The organism is Erwinia sp. Leaf53 (assembly GCF_001422605.1).
Lineage (GTDB): Bacteria > Pseudomonadota > Gammaproteobacteria > Enterobacterales > Enterobacteriaceae > Erwinia.
Genome location: NZ_LMLK01000023.1, coordinates 157511 through 178614 on the forward strand (window position 1 = coordinate 157511; position 21104 = coordinate 178614).

Here is a 21104-nt window from a genome sequence, read left to right on the forward strand (position 1 = left end):
CCCTGCGCGGGTTACCCCGCTCCGGGCTCATCCCGCTGCCCTCCCGAAAAATGGGCTGTGGTTTTGGCTGGGGGTTCAGGGCCGTTGTCTGGGGGATCGAGATACCCCGGGCCTGTCAGCGGGCGACCCTCCGCGGGTTACCCCGCTCCGGGCTCATCCCGCTGCCCTCCCGAAAAATTGACTTGTTTTTTGGCTGGGTGTTTCAGGGCTCGTTGGCTGTTGGATCGAGATACGTAGGGTCATGCGGGCGACCCTCCGCGGGTTACCCCGCTCCGGGCTCATCCCGCTGCCCTCCCGAAAAATGGGCTGTGGTTTTGGCAGGTGGTTTTAAGGCTTGGTGCCTGTAGGTTTTATGGCTTGGGGGCGGCGCGTTTGCGGGGTTTCTTTGTTGGGGTGAGGGCGGTGACTTCGCTTTCGACCCAGCCGTCGTCGAGGCGGGTTTTTAGGGTGTCGCCGGTCTTGAGTTGGGTGGTTTTTTTGATGATTTCGCCGTCGGCGGCGGTGGTGACGCTGAATCCGCGGGCGAGGGTGGCCAGCGGGCTGACGCCGTCGAGTTGGGCGGTGAGGTTGCCGAAGCGCTGTTTGCTGGCGTTGAGCTGTTGGGTCATGGCCTGTTGAAGCCTGTGCTGCCACTGCTGGAGGTGCTGGCGGGCGCGCTCTAAGCGCAGTTCAGGGCGAATGGCGCTGAGGCGCTGTTGGGCGCGTTCCTGCTGGCGGCCGGCCTGGCGCAGGCGCAGCTGCATGGCATCGTCGAGACGGCGTTGTAGCTTGATTAGAGCGGTTTGCTGGCGTGCAAGGCGCAACTGGGGGTGCTGTTGTTGTAAACGGTGCTGCAGGCGGCTGAAGCTGCGCTGCTGCTGGGCGAGGTAGTAATCCATCGCCATTTCCAGCCGCTGCTGTTGTGACTGCAGCTGGCGTACCAGTTCCAGCTGGTTGCGGCTGACCAGTTCGGCGGCGGCCGAGGGGGTGGGCGCGCGCAGGTCGGCGACAAAGTCGGCGATGGTGACGTCGGTTTCGTGGCCGACGGCGCTGACGATCGGGATGCGGCTGGCGAAGATGGCGCGCGCGACGCGTTCGTCGTTGAAGCTCCACAGGTCTTCCAGCGAGCCGCCGCCGCGGCCGACGATCAGGACGTCGCACTCGTTGCGGGCGTTAGCCAGTTCAATGGCCCGTACGATGCCTGAGGGCGCTTCTGCGCCCTGTACCTGGGTCGGGTAGATCACCACCGGCAGCGACGGGTCGCGGCGCTGCAGCACGTGCAGCACGTCGTGCAGCGCTGCACCGGTGGGCGAGGTGATGACGCCCACCCGTCGTGCCGGGGTGGGCAGCGGCTGTTTGTGAGCCTGTTCGAACAGGCCTTCGGCGGTGAGGCGTTGTTTCAGCTGTTCAAACTGCTGCTGTAACAGGCCGTCGCCGGCGGGCTGCATGCTTTCGGCAATCAGCTGGTAGTCGCCGCGCGGTTCGTACAGGGTGATGGTGGCGCGCACCAGCACCTGCTGACCGTTTTGCGGGCGGAAGGTGACGCGGCGGTTGCTGTTGCGGAACATCGCACAGCGCACCTGGGCACCGTCATCCTTCAGCGTGAAGTACCAGTGGCCGGAAGAGGGCTGCGAGAAATTTGAGATCTCAGCGCTGAGCCACACCTGGCCCATTTCCATCTCCAGCAGCTTGCGCACCGTGGTGTTGAGACGGCTGACGGTAAAAATATTGGCGGTTGGCGGTAGCGACATTGTGATGAAGATCAAATTTCAAATCAGAGGGTTAATCAACCGATACTACATGCCCCAGCGGAGGGATCAAGAGTTTTTCGTAAAAAGTACTGGAGGCAATCGATTACGGCCTGTATAATGCCGCGGCAATATTTTACAAGTTCTCATTCACCCTGAGGTTGAGATATTGCCATGCTAAGAATCATCAAAGAAGCCCTGACTTTCGACGACGTTCTGCTCGTTCCTGCTCACTCGACCGTTCTGCCAAACACGGCTGACCTCAGCACCCAGCTTACCAAAACCATTCGCCTGAACATCCCTATGCTCTCCGCAGCGATGGATACCGTGACCGAAGCCAATCTGGCGATCGCACTGGCGCAGGAAGGCGGTCTGGGCTTTATTCACAAGAATATGTCCATTGAACGCCAGGCCGAAGAAGTGCGTAAGGTGAAAAAACACGAGAGCGGTGTCGTCACCGATCCGCAGACCGTGCTGCCAACCACCCCGCTGAGCGACGTGAAAGCGCTGACCGAGCAGAACGGCTTTGCCGGCTACCCGGTGGTCAACGGCGAGAACGAGCTGGTCGGTATCATCACCGGCCGTGACGTGCGCTTCGTGACCGACCTCAGCCTGCCGGTTTCCGCGGTGATGACGCCGAAAGAGCGTCTGGTTACCGTGAAAGAGGGCGAAGCCCGCGACGTGGTGCTGCACCGCATGCACGAAAAACGCGTTGAGAAAGCGCTGGTGGTGGACGACAGCTTCCATCTGCTGGGCATGATCACCGTGAAAGACTTCCAGAAAGCCGAGCGTAAGCCTAACGCCTGTAAAGATGAGCAGGGTCGCCTGCGCGTCGGTGCAGCCGTCGGTGCCGGTGCCGGTAACGAAGAGCGCGTGGACGCGCTGGTTGCCGCCGGCGTTGACGTGCTGCTGATCGACTCCTCACACGGCCACTCTGAAGGCGTGCTGCAGCGCATCCGCGCTACCCGTGCTAAATATCCTGACCTGCAGATCGTGGGCGGCAACGTGGCCACCGGTGCCGGCGCACGTGCGCTGGCCGACGCGGGCGTCAGCGCGGTGAAAGTGGGCATCGGCCCTGGCTCAATCTGTACCACCCGTATCGTGACCGGCGTGGGCGTACCGCAGATCTCTGCCGTTTCTGACGCGGTCGAAGCGCTGGAAGGCACCGGTATTCCGGTTATCGCCGACGGCGGTATCCGCTTCTCCGGCGACATCGCCAAAGCCATCGCGGCCGGTGCCGCTGCGGTCATGGTCGGTTCGATGCTGGCGGGTACCGAAGAGTCCCCGGGTGAGATCGAACTCTACCAGGGCCGCTCGTTCAAATCATACCGTGGTATGGGTTCTCTGGGCGCGATGTCGAAAGGCTCCTCCGACCGTTACTTCCAGACCGATAACGCCGCAGACAAGCTGGTGCCGGAAGGCATTGAAGGCCGCGTTGCCTACAAAGGCCGCCTGAAAGAGATCGTTCACCAGCAGATGGGCGGCCTGCGCTCCTGTATGGGTCTGACCGGCTGTGGTACCATCGATGAACTGCGCACCAAAGCGGAATTTGTACGTATCAGCGGTGCCGGCATTCAGGAGAGCCACGTCCACGACGTGACCATCACCAAAGAGTCGCCGAACTACCGCATGGGTTCCTGATAACCCCTGATTTCCCCGCCCGGCTCAGCCGGGCGTTTTACATCCCATTTTGTTTACATCGCCCTGGAATAGCCCAATGACGACGGAAAATATCCATAAACACCGCATCCTGATCCTCGATTTCGGTTCACAGTATACTCAGCTGGTCGCGCGCCGCGTGCGCGAACTGGGCGTGTACTGTGAACTGTGGGCGTGGGACGTCACCGAAGAGCAGATCCGCGGTTTCAACCCGAACGGCATCATCCTCTCCGGCGGCCCGGAAAGCACCACCGAACACAACAGCCCGCGTGCTCCTGAGTACGTGTTCAACGCCGGCGTGCCGGTGCTGGGCGTCTGCTACGGCATGCAGACCATGGCGATGCAGCTGGGCGGTGCGGTAGAGGGCTCGAACGAGCGTGAATTTGGTTACGCTCAGGTGGAAGTGAAGACCCAGAGCGCGCTGATCCGCGATATCGAAGACGCCATCAGCGCCGACGGCAATTCGCTGCTCGACGTGTGGATGAGCCACGGCGATAAAGTCACCGCCATCCCGGCTGACTTCGTTACCGTTGCCAGCACCGATACCTGCCCGTTTGCCATTATGGCCAACGAAGAAAAACGCTTTTACGGCGTGCAGTTCCACCCGGAAGTGACCCACACCCGTCAGGGCCAGCGTCTGCTGGAGCGCTTCGTGCGCGATATCTGCCAGTGTGAAGCGCTGTGGACCCCGGCCAAAATCATCGAAGACGCGGTCGAGCGCCTGCGTGAGCAGGTTGGCGAAGATAAAGTGATCCTCGGCCTCTCCGGCGGCGTGGACTCCTCCGTGACCGCGATGCTGCTGCACCGCGCCATCGGCGACCGTCTGACCTGCGTATTCGTTGATAACGGCCTGCTGCGCCTGAACGAAGCCGAGCAGGTCATGGAGATGTTCGGTAACCACTTCGGCCTGAATATCGTCCACGTTAACGCCGAAAACCGCTTCCTTGAGCAGATGGCCGGCGAGAACGATCCGGAAGCCAAGCGTAAAATCATCGGCCGCGTGTTCGTGGAAGTGTTCGACGAAGAAGCCACCAAGCTGCAGGATGTGAAGTGGCTGGCGCAGGGCACCATCTACCCGGACGTGATTGAATCTGCCGCCTCTGCCACCGGCAAAGCGCACGTGATCAAATCACACCACAACGTGGGTGGCCTGCCGAAAGAGATGAAGCTGGGCCTGGTTGAGCCGCTGAAAGAGCTGTTCAAAGACGAAGTACGCAAAATCGGCCTTGAGCTGGGCCTGCCGCACGCGATGCTGTTCCGTCACCCGTTCCCGGGCCCGGGCCTTGGCGTTCGCGTACTGGGTGAAGTGAAGAAAGAGTACTGTGACCTGCTGCGCCGCGCCGATGCGATCTTCATCGAAGAGCTGCACAAAGCCGACCTGTACAACAAGGTCAGCCAGGCCTTCACCGTGTTCCTGCCGGTACGCTCCGTTGGCGTAATGGGCGATGGCCGCAAGTACGACTGGGTCGTTTCCCTGCGTGCGGTAGAGACCATCGACTTTATGACCGCGCACTGGGCGCATCTGCCGTACGACTTCCTCGGGCGCGTCTCCAACCGCATCATCAACGAAGTGAACGGCATCTCCCGCGTGGTTTATGATATTTCAGGTAAACCACCGGCGACGATTGAGTGGGAATGATTTAGCGGCTGGCATTCGCTGGCACGCCTAAACATAATGCACTCTCTGAGCCCGCATCACTGCGGGCTTTTTTATGTCTGTTAATCTCTGGCATCTGTTAGCAACAGGCCCCCCATCAAGCAGTTGTTTTGGGAGGCTTACAGGAGCAGCGCACTTTCGGCCCCCAGGCCCCCGAAAAATGCTACGTTTGATCGTTATTATTGGAAAGTAGCAATCTCTATGCAGCACTAGCAAAAAACACTATTTTTCATTATTTTTCGCTACTCTATGATGAGGTTGGTATGGACCCCTATCGCAATCCCTTTGCCCCTGGTGCTGGTTTTCCTCCACCCGAACTCGCTGGCCGGGATCCTGTCTTAAAGATGGCTCGCATTTCCTGCGGGCCGTGCATTAATAGGAAAACCTGCACGATCGCTGATGCTCCTGGGCCTGCGTGGAGTCGGTAAGACGGTATTACTCAACGAAATCGGTAATATCGCAAGAGAGCAGGGGATGATCGTATCTCAGCTTGAGGCTGATCTGGTCCAACGATCACGCTCGCTGATGTAGAGCGCGCTTACCCTGAAACACTCGCCGGCCTTGATACAGGCTTCTTCAAAGTTCGGTATGACCGACTGACCAGGGCTGAAATCCAGTTTGTTAAGGCGATGGCTGCCCTGGGTGATGGACCCTATTCAATGGCAAGTATTGCTAAGGAGATGGAACGCGATCGGTCATCGCTGGGACCTGCACGGGCCAATATCATTTCCAAGGGCATGATCTACAGTACAGACCATGGATACCTTGATTTCTCGGTGCCTCTTTTTCACTGAATATCTTCGTCGTCGCGGCGAATGAAAGTGGCGCTGCGATGCCGGCGTCGCTCCGCCCAATACGATGCGCTGGATTTCGGATTCCAGCGCATCGTATTGGTTGGTCGTCTCCATGGCGTAATCGTGGAGGCCGCTGAAGTCGGGCAGTTCTGGCGAGATCCACAACACGCGTATAAGCAACAGCTGCTGGCGGCGGTGACGGGTGTGGGAGAGATGTGTGGTTGAAGAGGGAGGGCGCATGCGTAAGAAGCTCAGCGTGGCAACTGCCGTATGGATGCTAAGTAAAGGATGTTTAACTGAGACATCTTTTATTAAAGAATATTTTAATATGGTATGACATAGTTCAAGCAGGCTTTAATAACATCCCCAGACATCAAAGGATTTCTTAATGAAGCGCGCATCCGGTCACTTTATCAAAACCGTCAGTTATGATGAAACGGTCAATGCTTTTATACCGGCCTCCTTACCGCCCACCGCGCCGGAGATTGACCCTGCCTCATACCTTGAGCTGAACGAGAAAGCTGAAAAATCCTTAGCTAGACTCGCGGGCATGTCCGGGCTTGTCTCCTCAAGCGAATGGCTCGTGTACAGTGCTATCCGTAAAGAGGCACTACTCACCTCTCAACTGGAAGGTACTCAGGCGACACTTAACGATATTTTTGATGAAGAAGCGGGTCTTGTGGTAGCGAATGTTGAAGACGTTGAAGAAGTCACTAACTATCTGCGGGCATACAGATTTGTCAGTGATGAATTGAACTCTCCTTCCGGCCTGCCAGTCTGTGTACGGCTCTTAAAACAGGCTCACCACGTGCTGCTGTCAGGTGCCCGCGGAGCAGCGAAACAACCCGGTGAGGTGAGGACGACCCAAAACTGGATCGGGGGTACAAGGCCAGGTAACGCATCCTGTGTACCGCCGCCCCCTGAAAGCGTGGGCGACTTACTGTCAGAACTTGAGAAGTATATTCATGAAATCAATCCTTCCCTGCCACCTTTGGTTCGAATAGCGCTTGTACACGCACAGTTTGAAACCATTCACCCCTTTCTTAATGGGAACGGACGCATCGGTCGTCTGCTGATTAGCATGCTGCTGGAAGAATGGCAGTTGCTGAAGGAGCCTCTGCTGTACGTTTCTGGCTACCTGAAGCAACATCAGCAGTACTACTACCAGTGCTTAACAAATATCAGGAATGAGGGGGACTGGGAGAAATGGCTGACCTTTTTCCTAGAGGCGGTTAATTATACTGCAGATGAAGCGCAGCAAAGCATCATTAAAATTGCGTCCCTGTTTGCTGACGACAGGAAGAAGATTCTTTCAATGAGATCAACGTCCGTACACAGCATCCGATTGTTTGAGTTTTTGCCGACGATGCCTAAACTGACCGTAGAACGCGCAGTCAAACTACTGGAAGTAACCTACCCGACGGCAAATGCTGCAGTGAAAACCCTGGTCGACGCTGCAATCCTTGTTGAAACCTCGGGTAAAGCTCGCCACAGAAGTTATGTATACAGTCGCTACGTCGAGTTGTTACGGAACTAAACAGCTGTTACTAATAGTACGGCCAAATCCACATGGATTTCCGGCGGAATGATCAGACTGATTTAGCCGCTTGTAAGGATCGGTGAGCCGGAAGAAGTGGCTAAAGCCGTGTTTATCCCTGCAAGTTTTTCGTCCTCTTACTCCTTCGCCAGCATCCCCCGCAACAGCAGCTCCAGCGCCCCCAGCCCCTTCTCCAGCCGCGTATCGCCATCCTCTTCCCCGGCAATCCACACCGCCGCTTCTGCCAGGCTGCCGTAGATCAGCGCGGCCAGCGCCTGCGGGTCGGCTTTTACCACAATGCCTTGCTGCATCAGATCGCTAATCAGCCGCTGCATCGACTCCAGGCAGTAGCGCTGTGACTCCGGCGTCGCGCCACCCAGTACCGCGCGGGCGTCGCGCAGTACGATGCGCTGGATCTCAGGTTCCAGCGCCATCTGCAAATAGGCGCGGCAGCGCTGGCGGAAGCCCTGCCAGGTATCGGCGGCACCGTCTGAAATCGCCTGCAGGCGGCCATCGACCTCGGCATCAATCTGCTCTACTACCGCCGCCAGCAGCCCCTTTTTATCACCAAAATGATGATACAGCGCACCGCGGGTCAGGCCGGCGTGGGCGGTCAGATCGTCCATCGAGGTGGCGGCATAGCCGTGTTCACAGAAAAAAGTACGGGCGGTGGCCAGCAGGGTGGCGCGGGTCTCTTCCATCTCAGCACGGGTACGGCGAACCATGATTACCTCTTACATACATCTCGTATGATTATTTACATTCATTGCGTATGATTATAGGCTTAAACATACGTTTTGTATGTATTGTCCTTGCCACCCTCTGTGATGGCAGGCAAAAACCAGGGAGAAGAGATGTTCAGAGCCTATCGCGAACTGTTTAGCGCCCCCGGCACCCGTTGGCTGCTGCTGGCCGGGCTGCTGGCGCGCCTGCCGCTGCCGATGACCGGTATCGGTATTATCACGTTGCTGGCCCAGCTGCGCGGCAGCTATACGCTGGCCGGGGCGGTGTCCGCCACCTTTGTGCTGGGCTATGCGCTGCTGTCGCCGCAGGTCGCCCGGCTGGCGGACCGCCATTCACAGCATCGTGTGCTGCCGGTTGCCAGCGCAGTCAGTCTGGCCGGGATGCTGTTGCTGGCGGCGACCACCTGTCTGCAGGCACCGGACGGGCTGCTGTTTGTCGGCGCGCTGCTGGCTGGATTTATGCCCGGTATGTCGGCAATGGTGCGGGCGCGCTGGGCTGCGCTGTATCGCGGCCAGCCGCGCCTGCAGAGCGCGAATTCGCTGGAGACGGTGCTGGATGAGGTGACTTTTATCGCCGGGCCGCCGCTGTCGGTCGGGCTGGCGGTGGCCGCGTTTCCACAGGCGGGGCTGCTGGCGGCGGCGCTGCTGCTGGCAGGCGGCACGCTGGCGCTGGTGAGGCTGCGCGCTACGGAACCGCTAACGTCTTCAGCACCGACGGCAGCGGTACGCGGTGGCTCGCCGATTGGTCAGCCGGGCGTGCGCCTGCTGGCGCTGCTGATGATGGCGATGGGCATCATCGTGGGCAGCGTCGACGTGGTGAGCGTCGCCTTCGCAGAGCTGAGCGGGCAACCGGCGGCGGCCAGCCTGGTGCTGTCAGCCTATGCGTTTGGCTCCTGCAGCGCCGGGCTGTTGTTTGGTGCGCTGCGTTTGACCACGCCGCTGCACCGGCAGTTGCTGGTCGGCGGGCTGGCCGTGGCGCTGACGACCCTGCCGCTGTGGCTGGCGGCCAGCATCACCACGCTGACGGGCGCGGTGCTGCTGGCCGGTGTGAGCTTTGCACCGACGATGATTATCGCGATGTCGCTGGTGGAACGGCTGGTCGCGGTGGAGAAGCTTACCGAGGGGATGAGCTGGCTGCTGGCCGGGCTGAATATCGGCGTGGCGCTGGGGGCTGCGGTCTCCGGTCGGCTGGTTGATTATTTCGGCTTGCAGGCCGGATTCAGCGTAGCGATCGGGGCAGGCGCGGCGATCGTGCTGCTGGCGATCGCGGGTTCATATCGGCTGGGCGGCACGCAGGTTAGCCGGACTGAAACATGCGGGTGAGGGCAGTCAGCAGTCAGCGTCGCGCAGGGCGACTAATGCGTCGCCTTGACCAGCGTATCGCTAATCCACTGATTGACGCTTTTGCCAGCCAGTTCCGCAGCCACGTTAACCGCCGCATGAATTTCCGGCGGGATGCGCAGGCTGATTTTACCGCTGGCCGGGCGCTGCGGTTTGATGCCTTGCTCCGCGCAGAAGGCCAGATAGTCATCCACCGCCTCTTCAAAGGCGCGGCGCAGATCGGTGACGTTGTCCGCATGGAAGCCGATCACATCGCGAATGCCGACGATATGACCAATCAGGCAGCGATCTTCATCGCTGTACTCAATTCTGGCGGCATAGCCTCTCCAGCTCATAGTACCCATGGTGTGACTCCAATCGTTTCAAGAAATTTTCTGACGTCGCGTACCTGATAGGGTTTGGCCTCTTTTGCCGGATGCGGCCGGTGAAAAGTGGCCATCACGCCTTTGATCATAAAGCGTACACGCGACCCTCTGCCTTCAGACACCTCTGCACCTAATGCCATCAGTAACGCTTCTACTTTTTGCCACTCCAGCGTGCAGTGGGTGGGTGTGGTAAATATCACCGCGATAGTCTGTTGGTGTTTGCTGTTTAGAAGGTTCATCTCATCCTCCGTGAATGATAACCCCTCTCTTGATATCAAAAAATGATATCACGAGAGGTACGGTAACAGCACTACCGTAGAATGTAAACTCACCGCAAGGCTATGCCGAAAAGAGGTCATGTTTCGGTTTTGCGGCCTTGCTTCAGGAAAGGGGCGGCACGCCTGCTCTCAGGCGGGGTAGAGCAGACCGGCGGTTAATTTTTGAGTGCATAATTTCGTAAAATACACGATGCTGGCAGGTCACTTTCGCCCGGGAGTTTTACGATGTTTGCACTAAAAGCGTTTAGCCTGGCCCTGCTGGCCATTATCCTGCTGTCGCTGGCCGCCAGCCTGACCCGGGCGGCCGGCCATCAGCAACAAAGCAGCGAGGGCTGGGCATCGGCGCGGCGCGATTCGTCCGGGCTGGCACTCGATCCGCAACGCTTTGCTAATCTGGCGATCGTACAGGTATATGCCGCACCCACCTTTGGCTGGAAAGGCAAGGTGGCGGTGCATCCGTGGATTATCTTTAAGCGTGCCGGGGAAACCCGCTACAGCCGCTATGAGGTGATCAGCTGGGGCAGCGGCGATAAGGTGCGGCTGAACAGCAACCTGCCGGACGGCTACTGGTATGGGGCGCGCCCGCGCATTCTGGTCGATCATCGTGGCCCGGCCGCCGAAGCGATGATCCCGGCGATTAAAGCCGCGATTGCCTCTTACCCGTGGCCGCAGACCTATCACGCCTGGCCTGGCCCCAACAGCAATACTTTCCTTGCCCATATTGGCCGTGAGGTGCCGTCACTGGAGCTGAACCTGCCGGCTAATGCGCTGGGCAAAGATTACCGGCCGCTGACCCGTCCGGTGGGGTTGCCGCCTTCCGGGCGCGGTTTGCAGGTCTCTCTGCTCGGCGTAGCCGGGGTAACGCTGGGCGCGAAGGAGGGGATCGAGATCAATCTGCTCGGGCTGAACCTCGGCGTCGGTTTTTCTCCGTTACAGCTGCGCCTGCCGTTTATCGGCGGACTGGGTGACGATAATCTGCAGAGCGGCTCTTCCGTCTCTTCCGTGAAGTAATCCCCCTTCGGGGCCGCGGTTCCCGGCCCTGCATCTCAGAAAAGTGGACAGCCAGCGATAATGTAAGCCATCCGTGCCGAGCCTCTTGTATTCACTGCCGCGAGTGACAGGATTACCCCTCATGTTTGTATGAAAAATCATCGCTTCAGGGCTAAAGGGCCGTTGCCGATCCGGTCATCTTTACGGGCGCCGCTCCCTCCACGCGGTTAAAGCCAGCGCCCCCTCCAACGCGATCGATCTCATCCGTTTAATCCGCCCTGTAAGAGGGGGACGGGAAGTAGGGAGGATATGTGCACACTTCTTCTTTATCAGCGCAGGAGAACTTCGGGGGTGATGTTCCCACGGCTGAACTGTCCCGCCTGTTGGCCGACATCAAGCTGCGGGCCGAAGAATTTGAACGGCAGAAATTTATCAGCGCGGATGTGATTGAGAAATTCCGCGCGCTCGGGGTTTACCGGGCGTTTGTGCCGAAAAAGTATGGCGGGATGGAGATGTCGCCCGGCCGGTTCTGCGCCCTCATTGAGCGTATCGCCGCCGCTGACGGTTCCGCCGGCTGGGTGGCCAGCTTTGGCATGAACCCTTTTTACCTCGGCGGATTACCCCCGGCGGTGCTGGATCGGGTCTGGCAGTCCTGCCCCGATGTTGTGTTCGCCGCCGGCCTGTTTCCGTCACACCCTGCGGCGGTGGAGCCGGGTGGCTATCGCGTTTCCGGCCGCTGGAGTTTTGCCAGCGGTTGCATGGGGGCCGATCTGATCGGCGTGGGCATTCAGCCCACCGGTGCGCAGGCCACCGCGCTGCCGCGGATGGCGGTGCTGCCTGCGGCGCAGCTGACCATCGATCCGGTGTGGAACAGCGTCGGGCTGGCCGGTACCGGCAGCCACGACCTGACGCTGGATAACGCCTTTGTACCGGAGGAGTGGACGCTGATCCGCGGCGGGGCACTCAACCTGGAGGGCGTGCTGTATCGCTACCCGGCGCTGTCGCTGGCGACCCAGGTGCTGGCGGTGGTCAGTGCGGGCATTGCCCGCGCCGCGATTGATGAAATCCTGGCGATTGCCGAACGTCAGCGTTCGGTGACCGGCGCGCCGCTGCTGGCCGATCGCCAGTTTGCGCAGATTGCCGTCGCCCGCGCGGAAGCCGGGCTGGCCTCGGCCCGCTGCTGGTTTTACGACGCTATTGAGCAGGTGTGGCAGGTGCTGTGTCGGGGCGATGAGCCCGCTTCGCCGCAGGTCAGCGCGCTGCGCCTGTCGTCAACCCATCTGACCCGCACCGCGGCGAAGGTCGCGTCCGCCATGCTGGCGCTTTCCGGAATGGGCGGCATTGCGATGCGCAGCCCGCTGCAGCGCTACGTGCGCGATACGCTGGTGATTACCCAGCATGCGTTTATGGGCGAGCTAACCCTGATCAACGCCGGGCAGATGCTGTTTGGCCGCGCGCCGTTGCCCGGCTATCTGTAAGGAGGAGCGGATGAGCGAGCAATCCTTGCTGATGGCGCGGCTGGCCACGCTGGAAGCCGAAGCGGCGATTCGTCGTCTGGTCAGTGACTCTCTGCACCTGTGCGAAAGCCTGACCAGCGGCGAGGTGGCGCAGGAGACTGGTCGCCTGTTTACCGCGGATGCGCAGTGGCTGGTGCCGCAGGGGGACAGTTTTTTGATCCAGCAGAAGGTGGTAAGGCTGATCAACGCTGAAGACTATCTGCTGGCAATAGGTTACATCCTGTGAGGCCGCCGATGAGTCAGGTGGCGCTGGTGACCGGGGCGGCTTCCGGCCTCGGCGCGCTGATCTGCCGTGCGCTCTGGCGCAGCGGTTATGCTGTTGCATTCGGCGATCTGTCGCTGCAGGCCGCGCAGCAGGCGGCAGAGGCGATCGACCCGCAGGGTGAACGCACGCTGGGGCTAAAGCTGGACGTTCGCCGGCCGGAGGATTTTACTGCCGCCATCGGACAGATCACCGCACGTTTTGGCGGGCTGCAGGTGCTGGTTAACAATGCCGCGCTGACGCTGGCTACCCCGGTGATGGAGATTGAAGCCGACGAGTTCGATCGCGTTATTACCACCAACCTGCGTGGCACGTTTCTGGGGTGCCAGCGGGTCGGGCGCTATTTTGCTCAACAGCATTACGGACGCATCATTAATCTGGCTTCGCTGGCCGGGCAGAACGGCGGCACGGCTTCGGGGGCGCATTATGCCGCCTCGAAGGGGGGGATCATCACCCTGACCAAGGTGTTTGCCCGCGCGCTCAGCGGCGATGGCGTTACCGTGAATGCCATCGCGCCCGGCCCGCAGGATCTGCCCTCGGTGCGCGCGCTGGTGCCGCCGGAGAACCTGCCGGCGCTGCTGGCGGCTATTCCGGTGCATCAGCTGGGCGATCCGGAGTTTGTCGCGCAGATGGTGCTGCTGCTGGCGTCCCCCGCCGCCGCCTCGGTCAGCGGTGCGACCTGGGATGTTAACGGTGGCCTGTTTATGCGCTAGCCAGGAGCCCCGTTCCGGGGCATTCTGGACTGCCTGACTGCCTGACTGCCTGACTCAGCGACCGGATACCTGACTAATGCATTTTTCTGTGCGAAACGTCTCGCAATTAACCCTGTTGAGTCTGCAAGACGCTGAGTTTCTCCTCGACCTCTCTCGACATTCCCCTTATTCCCTGTGGCACGTCGCCGGTTTCGCGGGCACAGTGAACCATGAAACTCACAGGTTGTCAGTTGACAACCAAAATAATGACCAGCATAATGGAGAACATCGTGGCGCGTCATACTCATGCTAATAAGGAAATCGAAGCCGTTCTGAAGTTCGCCGAACATCAGGGCTGGCGAGTGGTCAGTGGCGGAAGTCACGCCTGGGGGAAAATGTACTGCCCCTGGAATGACGCGCAGTGCCGGTGCGGAGAGTTTTGCATCAGCTGTGTCTGGTCGACGCCAAAGAACGCACACAACCATGCGCAGCAACTGCGGCGGGTGGTGGAGCACTGTAGCCTGTGGCAACAGTTCAGCGGTGAACAGGGGAGAAAATAACAATGGAATACACGTTTACACTGAAATACCAGCTGGCCGAAGACGCGGAAGATCGCGATCTGCTGGTGGAACGACTGGCGGTGGCCGGCTGTGATGACGCGCTGATCGGGCTGGGCATTGCCGGGCGCATGGCGCTTGAATTTATGCGTGAAGCATTGTCGGCTGAACAGGCGATAGAGAGCGCCCTGCGCCAGGTTAAGAGCGTGATGCCGTCGGCACGTTTAATTGAAGTGGCACCGGATTATGTCGGCCTGACCGACGTAGCCGATCTGATCGGCGTGTCACGGCAAAATATGCGTAAGCTGATGCTGACCCACTACCAGAGCTTCCCGTTACCGCTGTCGGAAGGCAACGCCAGCCTCTGGCACCTTGCCGACGTACTGGGCTGGCTGGAGCATCGCGGCGGCTACCGCTGGCCGCCCGCCGTACAGGAGACCGCGCAGGTCGCGTTAAACATTAACCTCAGCCAGCAGATCGCCCGTTATCATCACGACGATCGTGAATGAGTTCTTCTGCGACCTGCGGTTAGTGCAGCAGGAACAGGGTCGCCAGGCCGAGGAAGATAAAGAAGCCGCCCGTGTCGGTTAGCGCGGTGATCAGTACGCTGGAACCCACCGCCGGGTCGCGGTTCATTTTGGTCATCAGCAACGGGATCAGCACGCCCATCAGCGCGGCCAGCAGCAGGTTGAGCACCATCGCCAGCATCATCACGCCGCCCAGCGCCGGATTGCCGTACATCGCCCAGGTCACACCGCCCATGATGCCGCCCCAGAACAGGCCGTTAATCAGCGCCACGCCGAGTTCGCGGCCAATCAGGAAGGAGAAGTTGCCGGGCTCGACCTGGTGCAGCGCCAGCGCACGGACGATCATGGTGATGGTCTGATTACCGGTGTTACCGCCAATGCCGGCGACGATCGGCATCAGCGTTGCCAGCGCCACCAGCTGCGCAATGGTCGCTTCAAACAGTCCGATTACCCGTGAGGCCACAAACGCGGTGCAGAGGTTGACCGCCAGCCATGTCCAGCGGTTACGTACCGCTTTACGCACCGGGGCAAACACGTCCTCATCGGGGTTGACGCCGCCCATTTTACGGATGCTGCTGTCATTCTCCTCGCGCACCAGATCGAGCACGTCCTCCACGGTAACGCGGCCGATCAGTTTGCCCTTGGCATCCACTACGGCGGCAGAGATCAGGTTATAGCGCTCGAACGAGCCTGCGGCCTCTTCGGCTTTGTCATCAATCAAAAAGGTGGTGGGATGGGGGTTCATCACTTCAAACACCCTCCTCTCCGGGGTGTTCAGCAAAATATCGGTTAATGGCAGTTCGCCGAGCAGGGTATTGTTTTTGTCGGTGATAAACAGTTTATCGGTGCCGCCGGGGATCGCTTTACGCCGCCGCAGAAAACGCTGCACGGTGGCCAGGCTGACGTCCGCCCTTACCGTCAGCAGCTTGAAGTCCATGATGCGGCCAACGCGGTCGCGGTCAAAATTGATGACGTCGAGCACGCGTGAGCGCATCGAAGCGGGCAGCGAGGTCAGCAGCCGGCCGGTGAGGTCGCGTGACAGGTATTTCGCCAGCCATGCCTGGTCGTCGATATCCAGCGGCGCGATGGCGCGCAGCAGGTCGCGGTCGCTCATCTCCTCGATCAGGCTTTCCCACACGCTCTCGGAGGCTTCCACCAGCACCAGGCCGCGCCGGTCGTTGCCTACCAGTTTCCACAGCGCCAGGCGCTGCTCCTCCGGCAGTGCTTCCAGCAGGTCGGCGATATCGGCGGGGTGCAGCAGCGGCAGGATTTGCCCGATTTCGTCTATCTGTTGCTGCTGGTGGGCGTCCGTCCCCTGACGTTGCAGCAGGGCATCGACCAGGTCGTCATCGGTGAGAAGCAGGTTGAGAAGGCGGCTACGAATTTCGGCCAGTTGCTGAACGTGAGAGGGCACAACAGACATACAACGTCCTTGAGTCTGGGAAGCGAAAACAGAGCTTAAGCGTAGCTGATTTTAGCCATACGGGGGTCAGTGAACTGCAATCTGCCGGGGGTGTACTTACGTCGCGATCGCGCTAACGTTCAGTGCTGAGGGTGGGCACCGGGGCGTTTTGCCGTTGCTGATGATGTTCAATGGCACCGGGGATCACAAAAATCAGCCGTCCGGCCAGAATGATAAAGCTGACCAGCAGCACCACGCGGGTCATACGACCTGTTCTGGAGCGTTTTCTGAATGTCATAGCGTTACTCACGCAGGGTTTCCTTTTAATACCCGCAGGCGGTGGTTAATTTAGACACAGCCCGGCGGAGAGGTCAATGCGCACTTTTTGCCTTACAAGAAAATTGAGATGAAAATATTGTCGTGCGATGGCAGCAGTTTAACGGATTAGTGCGGTGTTCAGTCCGCCAGTCATGTTAAAGTTGATCTGCATCAATCAATTCTTCACTTTGCCACCTACTATTACGCCGCAGTAAGTTAGTGAATTCCCGTAATCATCCAGTATAATTTACCTGTAACAGTGGCAAAAACCTGCGCAGTCTTTCGAACATCACGATAACAACAATGAAAAAATCTGTTTTCCTCAAATCCTTCATCGCCCGTTTCTGGGGATTACCCCTGCTACTGGCGCTGCTGCTGTTGCCTGCCGCATCGCTGCTTTCGGTCAGATTATGGCTGCCGATGGGCTATGTCTATCTGATCTATCTGCCGCTGGCGCTGGCCATCGCACTGCTGATGGTGTTCAACTGGGCGGCGCTGCCCGGCATTGCCGCGGCGCTGAGCCTGTACTATTTCCAGCGTTATACCGGGCCGCAGGCGGCGGTGATTGTCGCTATTTTTCTGGTAACCCTGGTGGTGTGCTGGGCGGGCTATACCTGGCAGGCGGGCCGCCCCTGGCGGGACAGCCTGGCCGACGTGCATGTGGCGGCGCTGCGCCTGTTCTGGCTGGCTTTCGCCATGCCGACGCTGTTTATTGTGCTGATGCAGGCGGTGATGCCGCTGAATATTCTGCCGCTAAGCCGCTCCGTTTTTCCGGCCGATCTGTTGTCGCTGCACACCTTGCTTAACTATCAGTCGGTACTGCTGGCGTCGCTGTCGCTGACCCATCCGTTCTATTTTTTGATTCGCATCGTGCGTAACCCGCGCTTTATTCGCACCCTGAAGCGCCGTTGCCACGATCAGTTTGCCGCCGGGGTGACGCTGAAAGAGTGGCTGCTGTGGTTACTGCTGGTCGGGTTCCTGCTGGTGATGCTCACGCAGTTCAGTTCCAGCAAAGAAAATCTGCTGGCGACCGACTACGGCATTCCGCTGCTGCTGCCGCTGATGCTGTGGGCGGCGACCCGGTTCGGCTATCTGTTTACCTCGCTGAGCTGGGGCACGCTGCTGGTGGTACTTTACCAGCTGCGTGACCGCTTCCTGACGCCGGCGACGGAGCCGCATCATCTGGCGGTGATCTCTGCCAATCTGCTAGTGTTTACGCTGACCATCCTGTTGATGTCGGCGATCAGCACCCGTCAGCGGCGGTTGCTGAGAAAGGCGCGGCAGATGGCCTTAACCGATCCGGTGATCGGCCTGCTTAACGTGCGCGCGCTCGGCCAGCACCTTACCGAACAGAGTGGGTCGGTGCTTTGCTATATCCGTATTCCCGATCTGGACCGCCTGAGCCGTACCTACGGCCTGCAGTTGCGCATTGAGTACAAACGCAACCTCGCCCGCCACCTTGCGCCCTGGCTGCAGCCGGGGGAGGGGATTTATCAGCTGCCGGGCTTTGACCTGGTGCTGCGCCTGAAGCTGCCGTGCTATGCGGCGCGGATTGAGGGGCTGGAAGTTCGGCTGAAGGAGTATCAGCTGAGTTGGGACGGGTTGCCGATCCATCCTGACGTCGGCATCAGTTACTGTAGCGTGTATCCGCCGGTGACCTGGTTGTACGAGCTGCTGGGGGAGTTAAGCGCGATGGCGGAGGTGTCATTGCACAGCGGACACGCGGAGAATCTGCAGCAGAAGCTCAACGTGCCGGCACAACGGCAACTGAGCGAAAAGCTGGCGATGGTGCAGGATATCCAGCTGGCGCTGAAAAATGACGGTTTCCATCTGATGACGCAGAAAATTCAGGGCGTACGGGGTGATGACTACTACGAAATTCTGCTGCGGATGGTCAATATCGAGGGAGAGCATATTAAACCGGCGGATTTCCTGCCGGTGGTGCAGGAGTTTGGCCTGACCTGGGAAGTGGATCGGCTGGTGCTGGATCGGACCCTGACCTTTATTGCCCGCCATCGCGAGCAACTGCCGGGTATTCGCTTTGCGGTTAACCTGTTTGCTGCCTCGTTATGCCGTCCAAAGCTGGCGCAGGAGATCGCCGCCCGTCTGGAGGCCAGCCAGATTGAGCCGTGGCAGCTGATCGTTGAGGTGCAGGAGTCGCCGATATTCAACGGTTACAGCTGGGGCAACCGCACCATTGCCCAGCTGCGGCAGCTGGGCTGCCGTGTAGCGATAGACGATTTTGGTACCGGCCACGCCAGTTATTCACACCTGAAACAGGTGCAGGTCGACATGCTGAAAATTGACGGCAGCTTCGTGCGCAATATGCTGCACAGCAGCCTCGATTATCAGATCATCGAGTCGATCTGCGTGATCTCCCGGCTGAAAAGAATGCAGATTGTCGCCGAGTTTGTCGACACGGAAGAGACGGCTAGCGCGCTGCGCAAGCTGGGGGTGGACTATCTGCAGGGCTATCTGTTCGGTGCGCCGGTACCCCTGGCTGAGCTGGTCTCCGGCCAGGCGGAGACCCGTCGCTGAATCAGGCTTTCACGCTGCCTTTCTGCGCCAGAAGGGTGGCAAAACGCAGCGAGATCCGTTGCCCCTGCGCGTCGGTTCTGTGCAGCTGGCCGACGTTTTCGTTGTATTTAACGATATGCCATTTGCGGTAATAGTTGCTCAGCTCGCCGGATTTAAAGGTGAAGGGGAAGCCCTGCGTGCAGGGATAGTCGCTGGTGTCCATTGCCGCCACGATCAGGTTGTAGCCGTCCCTGACGGTGCTGGCCTGCATATCCGCAATCAGCTGCGGTATGGTTTCGGGCTGTAAAAACATCATCACTACCGTTGACAGCACCAGCTCGTAGCTGCCGTTAAAGCGCAGGTCGTTGAGGTCCTGCTGTGCGGTGCTGATGCCGGTCAGCTGTTCCGCGTCGATAATATGGTTAAGCGTCGCCAGGCTGGCCGGGTTTTTATCCCAGGCCGTCACCGTAAAGCCGTGGCTGTTCAGGAACAGGGCGTTGCGTCCGCTGCCGCAGCCTACGTCAAGGGCGTGACCAGGGGTAAGCTGTGGCAGGGCGGCCACCACTTCCGAATGCGGGGCGGTAAGCTGATATTTTTCACTAAAGAAGGTGTCGGATCTTGCGGTCATGGTGTTAGGGTCACGATAAGTTGAACAGGTTCAGGCGAGCCCGAACCTGCGGGGCTCGCCTGAGGATCAGGACTCTTCCTGAATAGTGAGCTGCCAGCCCACCACTTCATTCCAGTAAATCTGCTCGCGTTCCAGATCCAGCTGCACCAGGTTGTTCTGGCTGAAGTAGTCACGCGGGAAGGTCAGGGTCCAGTGGCCTTCGTCGGTGGTGAGCGTTAACTTTTCAGGGCGTGTGGTGGCCTGGCGCTGGTTGTTCAGCAGCGTGCCAAGGCGCAGCAGGAACACCATCGGCAGGAACTGCTTGCGCTTGAACAGCGTCAGGCGCGGCAAATCGTCCACTTTCACCGCCTTACGGTGGTAGCGTACCAGCGTTGCCAGCAGCAGTTGTTGATCCTGAGTAAATCCTGGCAGGTTGGTGTACTGCAGAATGTAGGCCGAGTGGCGCTGCATGCCGCTGTGGTTGATGGTCAGCCCGACCTCGTGCAGCATCGCCGCCCACTTCAGCAGCGCGGCCAGCTGCGGATTGGCCTGACGGGTGTTCTGCGCGTGCCACTGGTCGTACAGCTCAACCGTGGTTTCCAGCACCCGCCGCGCCTGATCGCTGTCGATGGCGTAGTGGTTTGCCAGGCTCTGCGCGGTGCGGCTGCGGATATCCTGGTGGCGGAAACGGCCTTCCATCTCGTACAGCACGCCTTCACGCAGCGCGCCGTCGGAAAGACGCAGTTCACGGATCGCCAGCGCATCGAACACGCCGCACAGAATGGCGAGGCCCGGCACAAAAACGCTTTTGCGATCTTCAGACAGCCCCGGCAGGCTCAGCGCGTCAAAAGATTTGTGCTTAAGCACTTCATCGCACAGCCTTTCCAGCCGTTCCGGCGTGACCAGTTTGTCTTTCTCACCCATCGCCACCAGCACTTCACAGGCGGCTTTAATGGTGCCTGACGCGCCCAGCGCGTACTGCCAGCCCATCAGGCGGTACTGCCAGGCGAGGGTCTCCAGCTTCTGCACGGCGGCCAGCCGGGCGCGGCGGAAGTTCTCTTTGCTGATTGCTCCCTCCGGAAAGTAGAGATTGGCAAAGCTGACGCAGCCCATGCGGCGGCTTTCCACCAGCTTTGGCTCAAAGTCCTCGCCGATCACCAGCTCGGTCGAACCACCGCCGATGTCGATCACCAGTTTACGGCCTTTCTCCGGCTGGGTATGTTCCACGCCCATAAAGATCAGGCGCGCTTCCTCGTGCCCGGAGATCACTTCGATCGGATAGGGGATCACGTCTGCGGCACGCTGCAGGAAATCCTCGGCGTTCACCGCCTGGCGCAGGGTGTGGGTACCGGCGATAGTCACGTTGGCCGGGCTGAAGCCCTGCAGACGTTCGGCAAACAGCGCCAGGCAGCTCAGCCCGCGCTGGATCGCCTCTTCACTCAGCACGTTATTGCTGTCCAGCCCGTCTGCCAGGTGCACCCGCTGCTTAAGGCGGCCGAGCACCTGCATGGCACCGTCCACTACGCGGGCAATCACCATGTGAAAACTGTTCGAACCCAGGTCGATAGCGGCGAACTCCTGTGGCCTGGGCGTACTTTTATGGGATATTGGCAT

General features: G+C 59.5%; 19 protein-coding genes. 11 read left to right on the top strand and 8 right to left on the bottom strand.

What is annotated here, in order from left to right:
- Window positions 1-350 precede the first annotated feature (350 nt).
- Window positions 351-1730 (bottom strand): exodeoxyribonuclease VII large subunit, encoded by a 1380-nt coding sequence (gene xseA, locus ASF13_RS16940; protein ID WP_056238942.1) that lies wholly within the window; start codon window positions 1728-1730, stop codon window positions 351-353.
- 171 nt (window positions 1731-1901) lie between these two features.
- Between xseA and guaB the strand changes: the two genes are divergently transcribed.
- The 3 genes from guaB (at window position 1902) to ASF13_RS16960 (ending at window position 7374) form a co-directional block, all read left to right on the top strand.
- Complete coding sequence (guaB, locus tag ASF13_RS16945; RefSeq protein WP_056238944.1) at window positions 1902-3368, top strand: IMP dehydrogenase; 1467 nt, start codon at window positions 1902-1904, stop codon at window positions 3366-3368.
- Window positions 3369-3444: 76 nt separating this feature from the next.
- On the top strand, window positions 3445-5025 hold the full coding sequence (gene guaA / locus ASF13_RS16950) for a glutamine-hydrolyzing GMP synthase (RefSeq protein WP_056238947.1): 1581 nt from the start codon (window positions 3445-3447) through the stop codon (window positions 5023-5025).
- A gap of 1200 nt (window positions 5026-6225) precedes the next feature.
- Window positions 6226-7374: a Fic family protein gene (locus ASF13_RS16960; RefSeq protein ID WP_056238952.1), complete on the top strand. Its 1149-nt coding sequence runs from the start codon at window positions 6226-6228 to the stop codon at window positions 7372-7374.
- A 137-nt stretch (window positions 7375-7511) separates the two neighbouring features.
- On the opposite strand, the gene ASF13_RS16965 is transcribed toward ASF13_RS16960, so the two are convergent.
- The gene (locus ASF13_RS16965; RefSeq protein WP_056238955.1) at window positions 7512-8099 is read right to left on the bottom strand and encodes a TetR/AcrR family transcriptional regulator; all 588 of its coding nucleotides are present in this window, start codon (window positions 8097-8099) and stop codon (window positions 7512-7514) included.
- A gap of 129 nt (window positions 8100-8228) precedes the next feature.
- On the opposite strand from ASF13_RS16965, the gene ASF13_RS16970 reads away from it, so the two are divergent.
- Window positions 8229-9440: an MFS transporter gene (locus ASF13_RS16970; protein WP_056238957.1), complete on the top strand. Its 1212-nt coding sequence runs from the start codon at window positions 8229-8231 to the stop codon at window positions 9438-9440.
- 32 nt (window positions 9441-9472) lie between these two features.
- Here ASF13_RS16970 and ASF13_RS16975 read toward each other — a convergent pair whose 3' ends face one another.
- Both ASF13_RS16975 and ASF13_RS16980 read right to left on the bottom strand, forming a co-directional pair.
- On the bottom strand, window positions 9473-9793 hold the full coding sequence (locus ASF13_RS16975; protein ID WP_235515037.1) for a type II toxin-antitoxin system HicB family antitoxin: 321 nt from the start codon (window positions 9791-9793) through the stop codon (window positions 9473-9475).
- The gene (locus ASF13_RS16980) at window positions 9790-10062 is read right to left on the bottom strand and encodes a type II toxin-antitoxin system HicA family toxin (RefSeq protein WP_056238964.1); all 273 of its coding nucleotides are present in this window, start codon (window positions 10060-10062) and stop codon (window positions 9790-9792) included. Before ASF13_RS16980 ends, ASF13_RS16975 begins: the two co-directional genes overlap by 4 nt.
- Before the next feature lie 264 nt (window positions 10063-10326).
- Here ASF13_RS16980 and ASF13_RS16985 point away from each other — a divergent pair, with 264 nt between their 5' ends.
- From ASF13_RS16985 to ASF13_RS17010, 6 genes are all read left to right on the top strand, one after another.
- Window positions 10327-11112, top strand: coding sequence for a DUF3750 domain-containing protein (locus ASF13_RS16985; protein WP_056238965.1), 786 nt, complete (start codon window positions 10327-10329; stop codon window positions 11110-11112).
- 290 nt (window positions 11113-11402) lie between these two features.
- On the top strand, window positions 11403-12569 hold the full coding sequence (locus tag ASF13_RS16990; protein ID WP_056238968.1) for an acyl-CoA dehydrogenase family protein: 1167 nt from the start codon (window positions 11403-11405) through the stop codon (window positions 12567-12569).
- A gap of 10 nt (window positions 12570-12579) precedes the next feature.
- Window positions 12580-12834: a hypothetical protein gene (locus ASF13_RS16995; RefSeq protein WP_056238971.1), complete on the top strand. Its 255-nt coding sequence runs from the start codon at window positions 12580-12582 to the stop codon at window positions 12832-12834.
- Between the two features lie 8 nt (window positions 12835-12842).
- Window positions 12843-13583, top strand: a complete 741-nt coding sequence (locus ASF13_RS17000; RefSeq protein WP_056238974.1) for an SDR family NAD(P)-dependent oxidoreductase — start codon at window positions 12843-12845, stop codon at window positions 13581-13583.
- A 269-nt stretch (window positions 13584-13852) separates the two neighbouring features.
- A complete protein-coding gene (locus tag ASF13_RS17005; RefSeq protein ID WP_056239703.1) occupies window positions 13853-14122 on the top strand; it encodes a hypothetical protein in 270 nt (89 codons plus the stop codon).
- A 2-nt stretch (window positions 14123-14124) separates the two neighbouring features.
- Window positions 14125-14628: an AlpA family transcriptional regulator gene (locus ASF13_RS17010; protein ID WP_056238977.1), complete on the top strand. Its 504-nt coding sequence runs from the start codon at window positions 14125-14127 to the stop codon at window positions 14626-14628.
- Between the two features lie 19 nt (window positions 14629-14647).
- Here the strand turns inward: ASF13_RS17010 and mgtE are convergent, their stop codons facing one another.
- Both mgtE and ASF13_RS23720 read right to left on the bottom strand, forming a co-directional pair.
- Window positions 14648-16069, bottom strand: a complete 1422-nt coding sequence (gene mgtE / locus ASF13_RS17015; protein WP_056238979.1) for a magnesium transporter — start codon at window positions 16067-16069, stop codon at window positions 14648-14650.
- Window positions 16070-16181: 112 nt separating this feature from the next.
- Window positions 16182-16346 (bottom strand): YfgG family protein, encoded by a 165-nt coding sequence (locus ASF13_RS23720; protein WP_369814391.1) that lies wholly within the window; start codon window positions 16344-16346, stop codon window positions 16182-16184.
- Between the two features lie 323 nt (window positions 16347-16669).
- On the opposite strand from ASF13_RS23720, the gene ASF13_RS17020 reads away from it, so the two are divergent.
- Window positions 16670-18904 (top strand): EAL domain-containing protein, encoded by a 2235-nt coding sequence (locus ASF13_RS17020; RefSeq protein ID WP_072166417.1) that lies wholly within the window; start codon window positions 16670-16672, stop codon window positions 18902-18904.
- Window position 18905: 1 nt separating this feature from the next.
- Here the strand turns inward: ASF13_RS17020 and tehB are convergent, their stop codons facing one another.
- Together tehB and ppx are read right to left on the bottom strand one after the other, a co-directional pair.
- The gene (gene tehB, locus ASF13_RS17025) at window positions 18906-19511 is read right to left on the bottom strand and encodes a tellurite resistance methyltransferase TehB (protein ID WP_056238982.1); all 606 of its coding nucleotides are present in this window, start codon (window positions 19509-19511) and stop codon (window positions 18906-18908) included.
- 66 nt (window positions 19512-19577) lie between these two features.
- Complete coding sequence (ppx, locus tag ASF13_RS17030) at window positions 19578-21104, bottom strand: exopolyphosphatase (protein WP_056238984.1); 1527 nt, start codon at window positions 21102-21104, stop codon at window positions 19578-19580.

Bases quoted from the DNA above. Each gene is read 5' to 3' on its own strand.
- xseA (WP_056238942.1), bottom strand. From the start codon at position 1,730: ATGTCGCTACCGCCAACCGCCAATATTTTTACCGTCAGCCGTCTCAAC.
- guaB (WP_056238944.1), top strand. From the start codon at position 1,902: ATGCTAAGAATCATCAAAGAAGCCCTGACTTTCGACGACGTTCTGCTC.
- guaA (WP_056238947.1), top strand. From the start codon at position 3,445: ATGACGACGGAAAATATCCATAAACACCGCATCCTGATCCTCGATTTC.
- ASF13_RS16960 (WP_056238952.1), top strand. From the start codon at position 6,226: ATGAAGCGCGCATCCGGTCACTTTATCAAAACCGTCAGTTATGATGAA.
- ASF13_RS16965 (WP_056238955.1), bottom strand. From the start codon at position 8,099: ATGGTTCGCCGTACCCGTGCTGAGATGGAAGAGACCCGCGCCACCCTG.
- ASF13_RS16970 (WP_056238957.1), top strand. From the start codon at position 8,229: ATGTTCAGAGCCTATCGCGAACTGTTTAGCGCCCCCGGCACCCGTTGG.
- ASF13_RS16975 (WP_235515037.1), bottom strand. From the start codon at position 9,793: ATGAGCTGGAGAGGCTATGCCGCCAGAATTGAGTACAGCGATGAAGAT.
- ASF13_RS16980 (WP_056238964.1), bottom strand. From the start codon at position 10,062: ATGAACCTTCTAAACAGCAAACACCAACAGACTATCGCGGTGATATTT.
- ASF13_RS16985 (WP_056238965.1), top strand. From the start codon at position 10,327: ATGTTTGCACTAAAAGCGTTTAGCCTGGCCCTGCTGGCCATTATCCTG.
- ASF13_RS16995 (WP_056238971.1), top strand. From the start codon at position 12,580: ATGAGCGAGCAATCCTTGCTGATGGCGCGGCTGGCCACGCTGGAAGCC.
- ASF13_RS17000 (WP_056238974.1), top strand. From the start codon at position 12,843: ATGAGTCAGGTGGCGCTGGTGACCGGGGCGGCTTCCGGCCTCGGCGCG.
- ASF13_RS17010 (WP_056238977.1), top strand. From the start codon at position 14,125: ATGGAATACACGTTTACACTGAAATACCAGCTGGCCGAAGACGCGGAA.
- mgtE (WP_056238979.1), bottom strand. From the start codon at position 16,069: ATGTCTGTTGTGCCCTCTCACGTTCAGCAACTGGCCGAAATTCGTAGC.
- ASF13_RS23720 (WP_369814391.1), bottom strand. From the start codon at position 16,346: ATGACATTCAGAAAACGCTCCAGAACAGGTCGTATGACCCGCGTGGTG.
- ASF13_RS17020 (WP_072166417.1), top strand. From the start codon at position 16,670: ATGAAAAAATCTGTTTTCCTCAAATCCTTCATCGCCCGTTTCTGGGGA.
- tehB (WP_056238982.1), bottom strand. From the start codon at position 19,511: ATGACCGCAAGATCCGACACCTTCTTTAGTGAAAAATATCAGCTTACC.
- ppx (WP_056238984.1), bottom strand. From the start codon at position 21,104: ATGCCAATATCCCATAAAAGTACGCCCAGGCCACAGGAGTTCGCCGCT.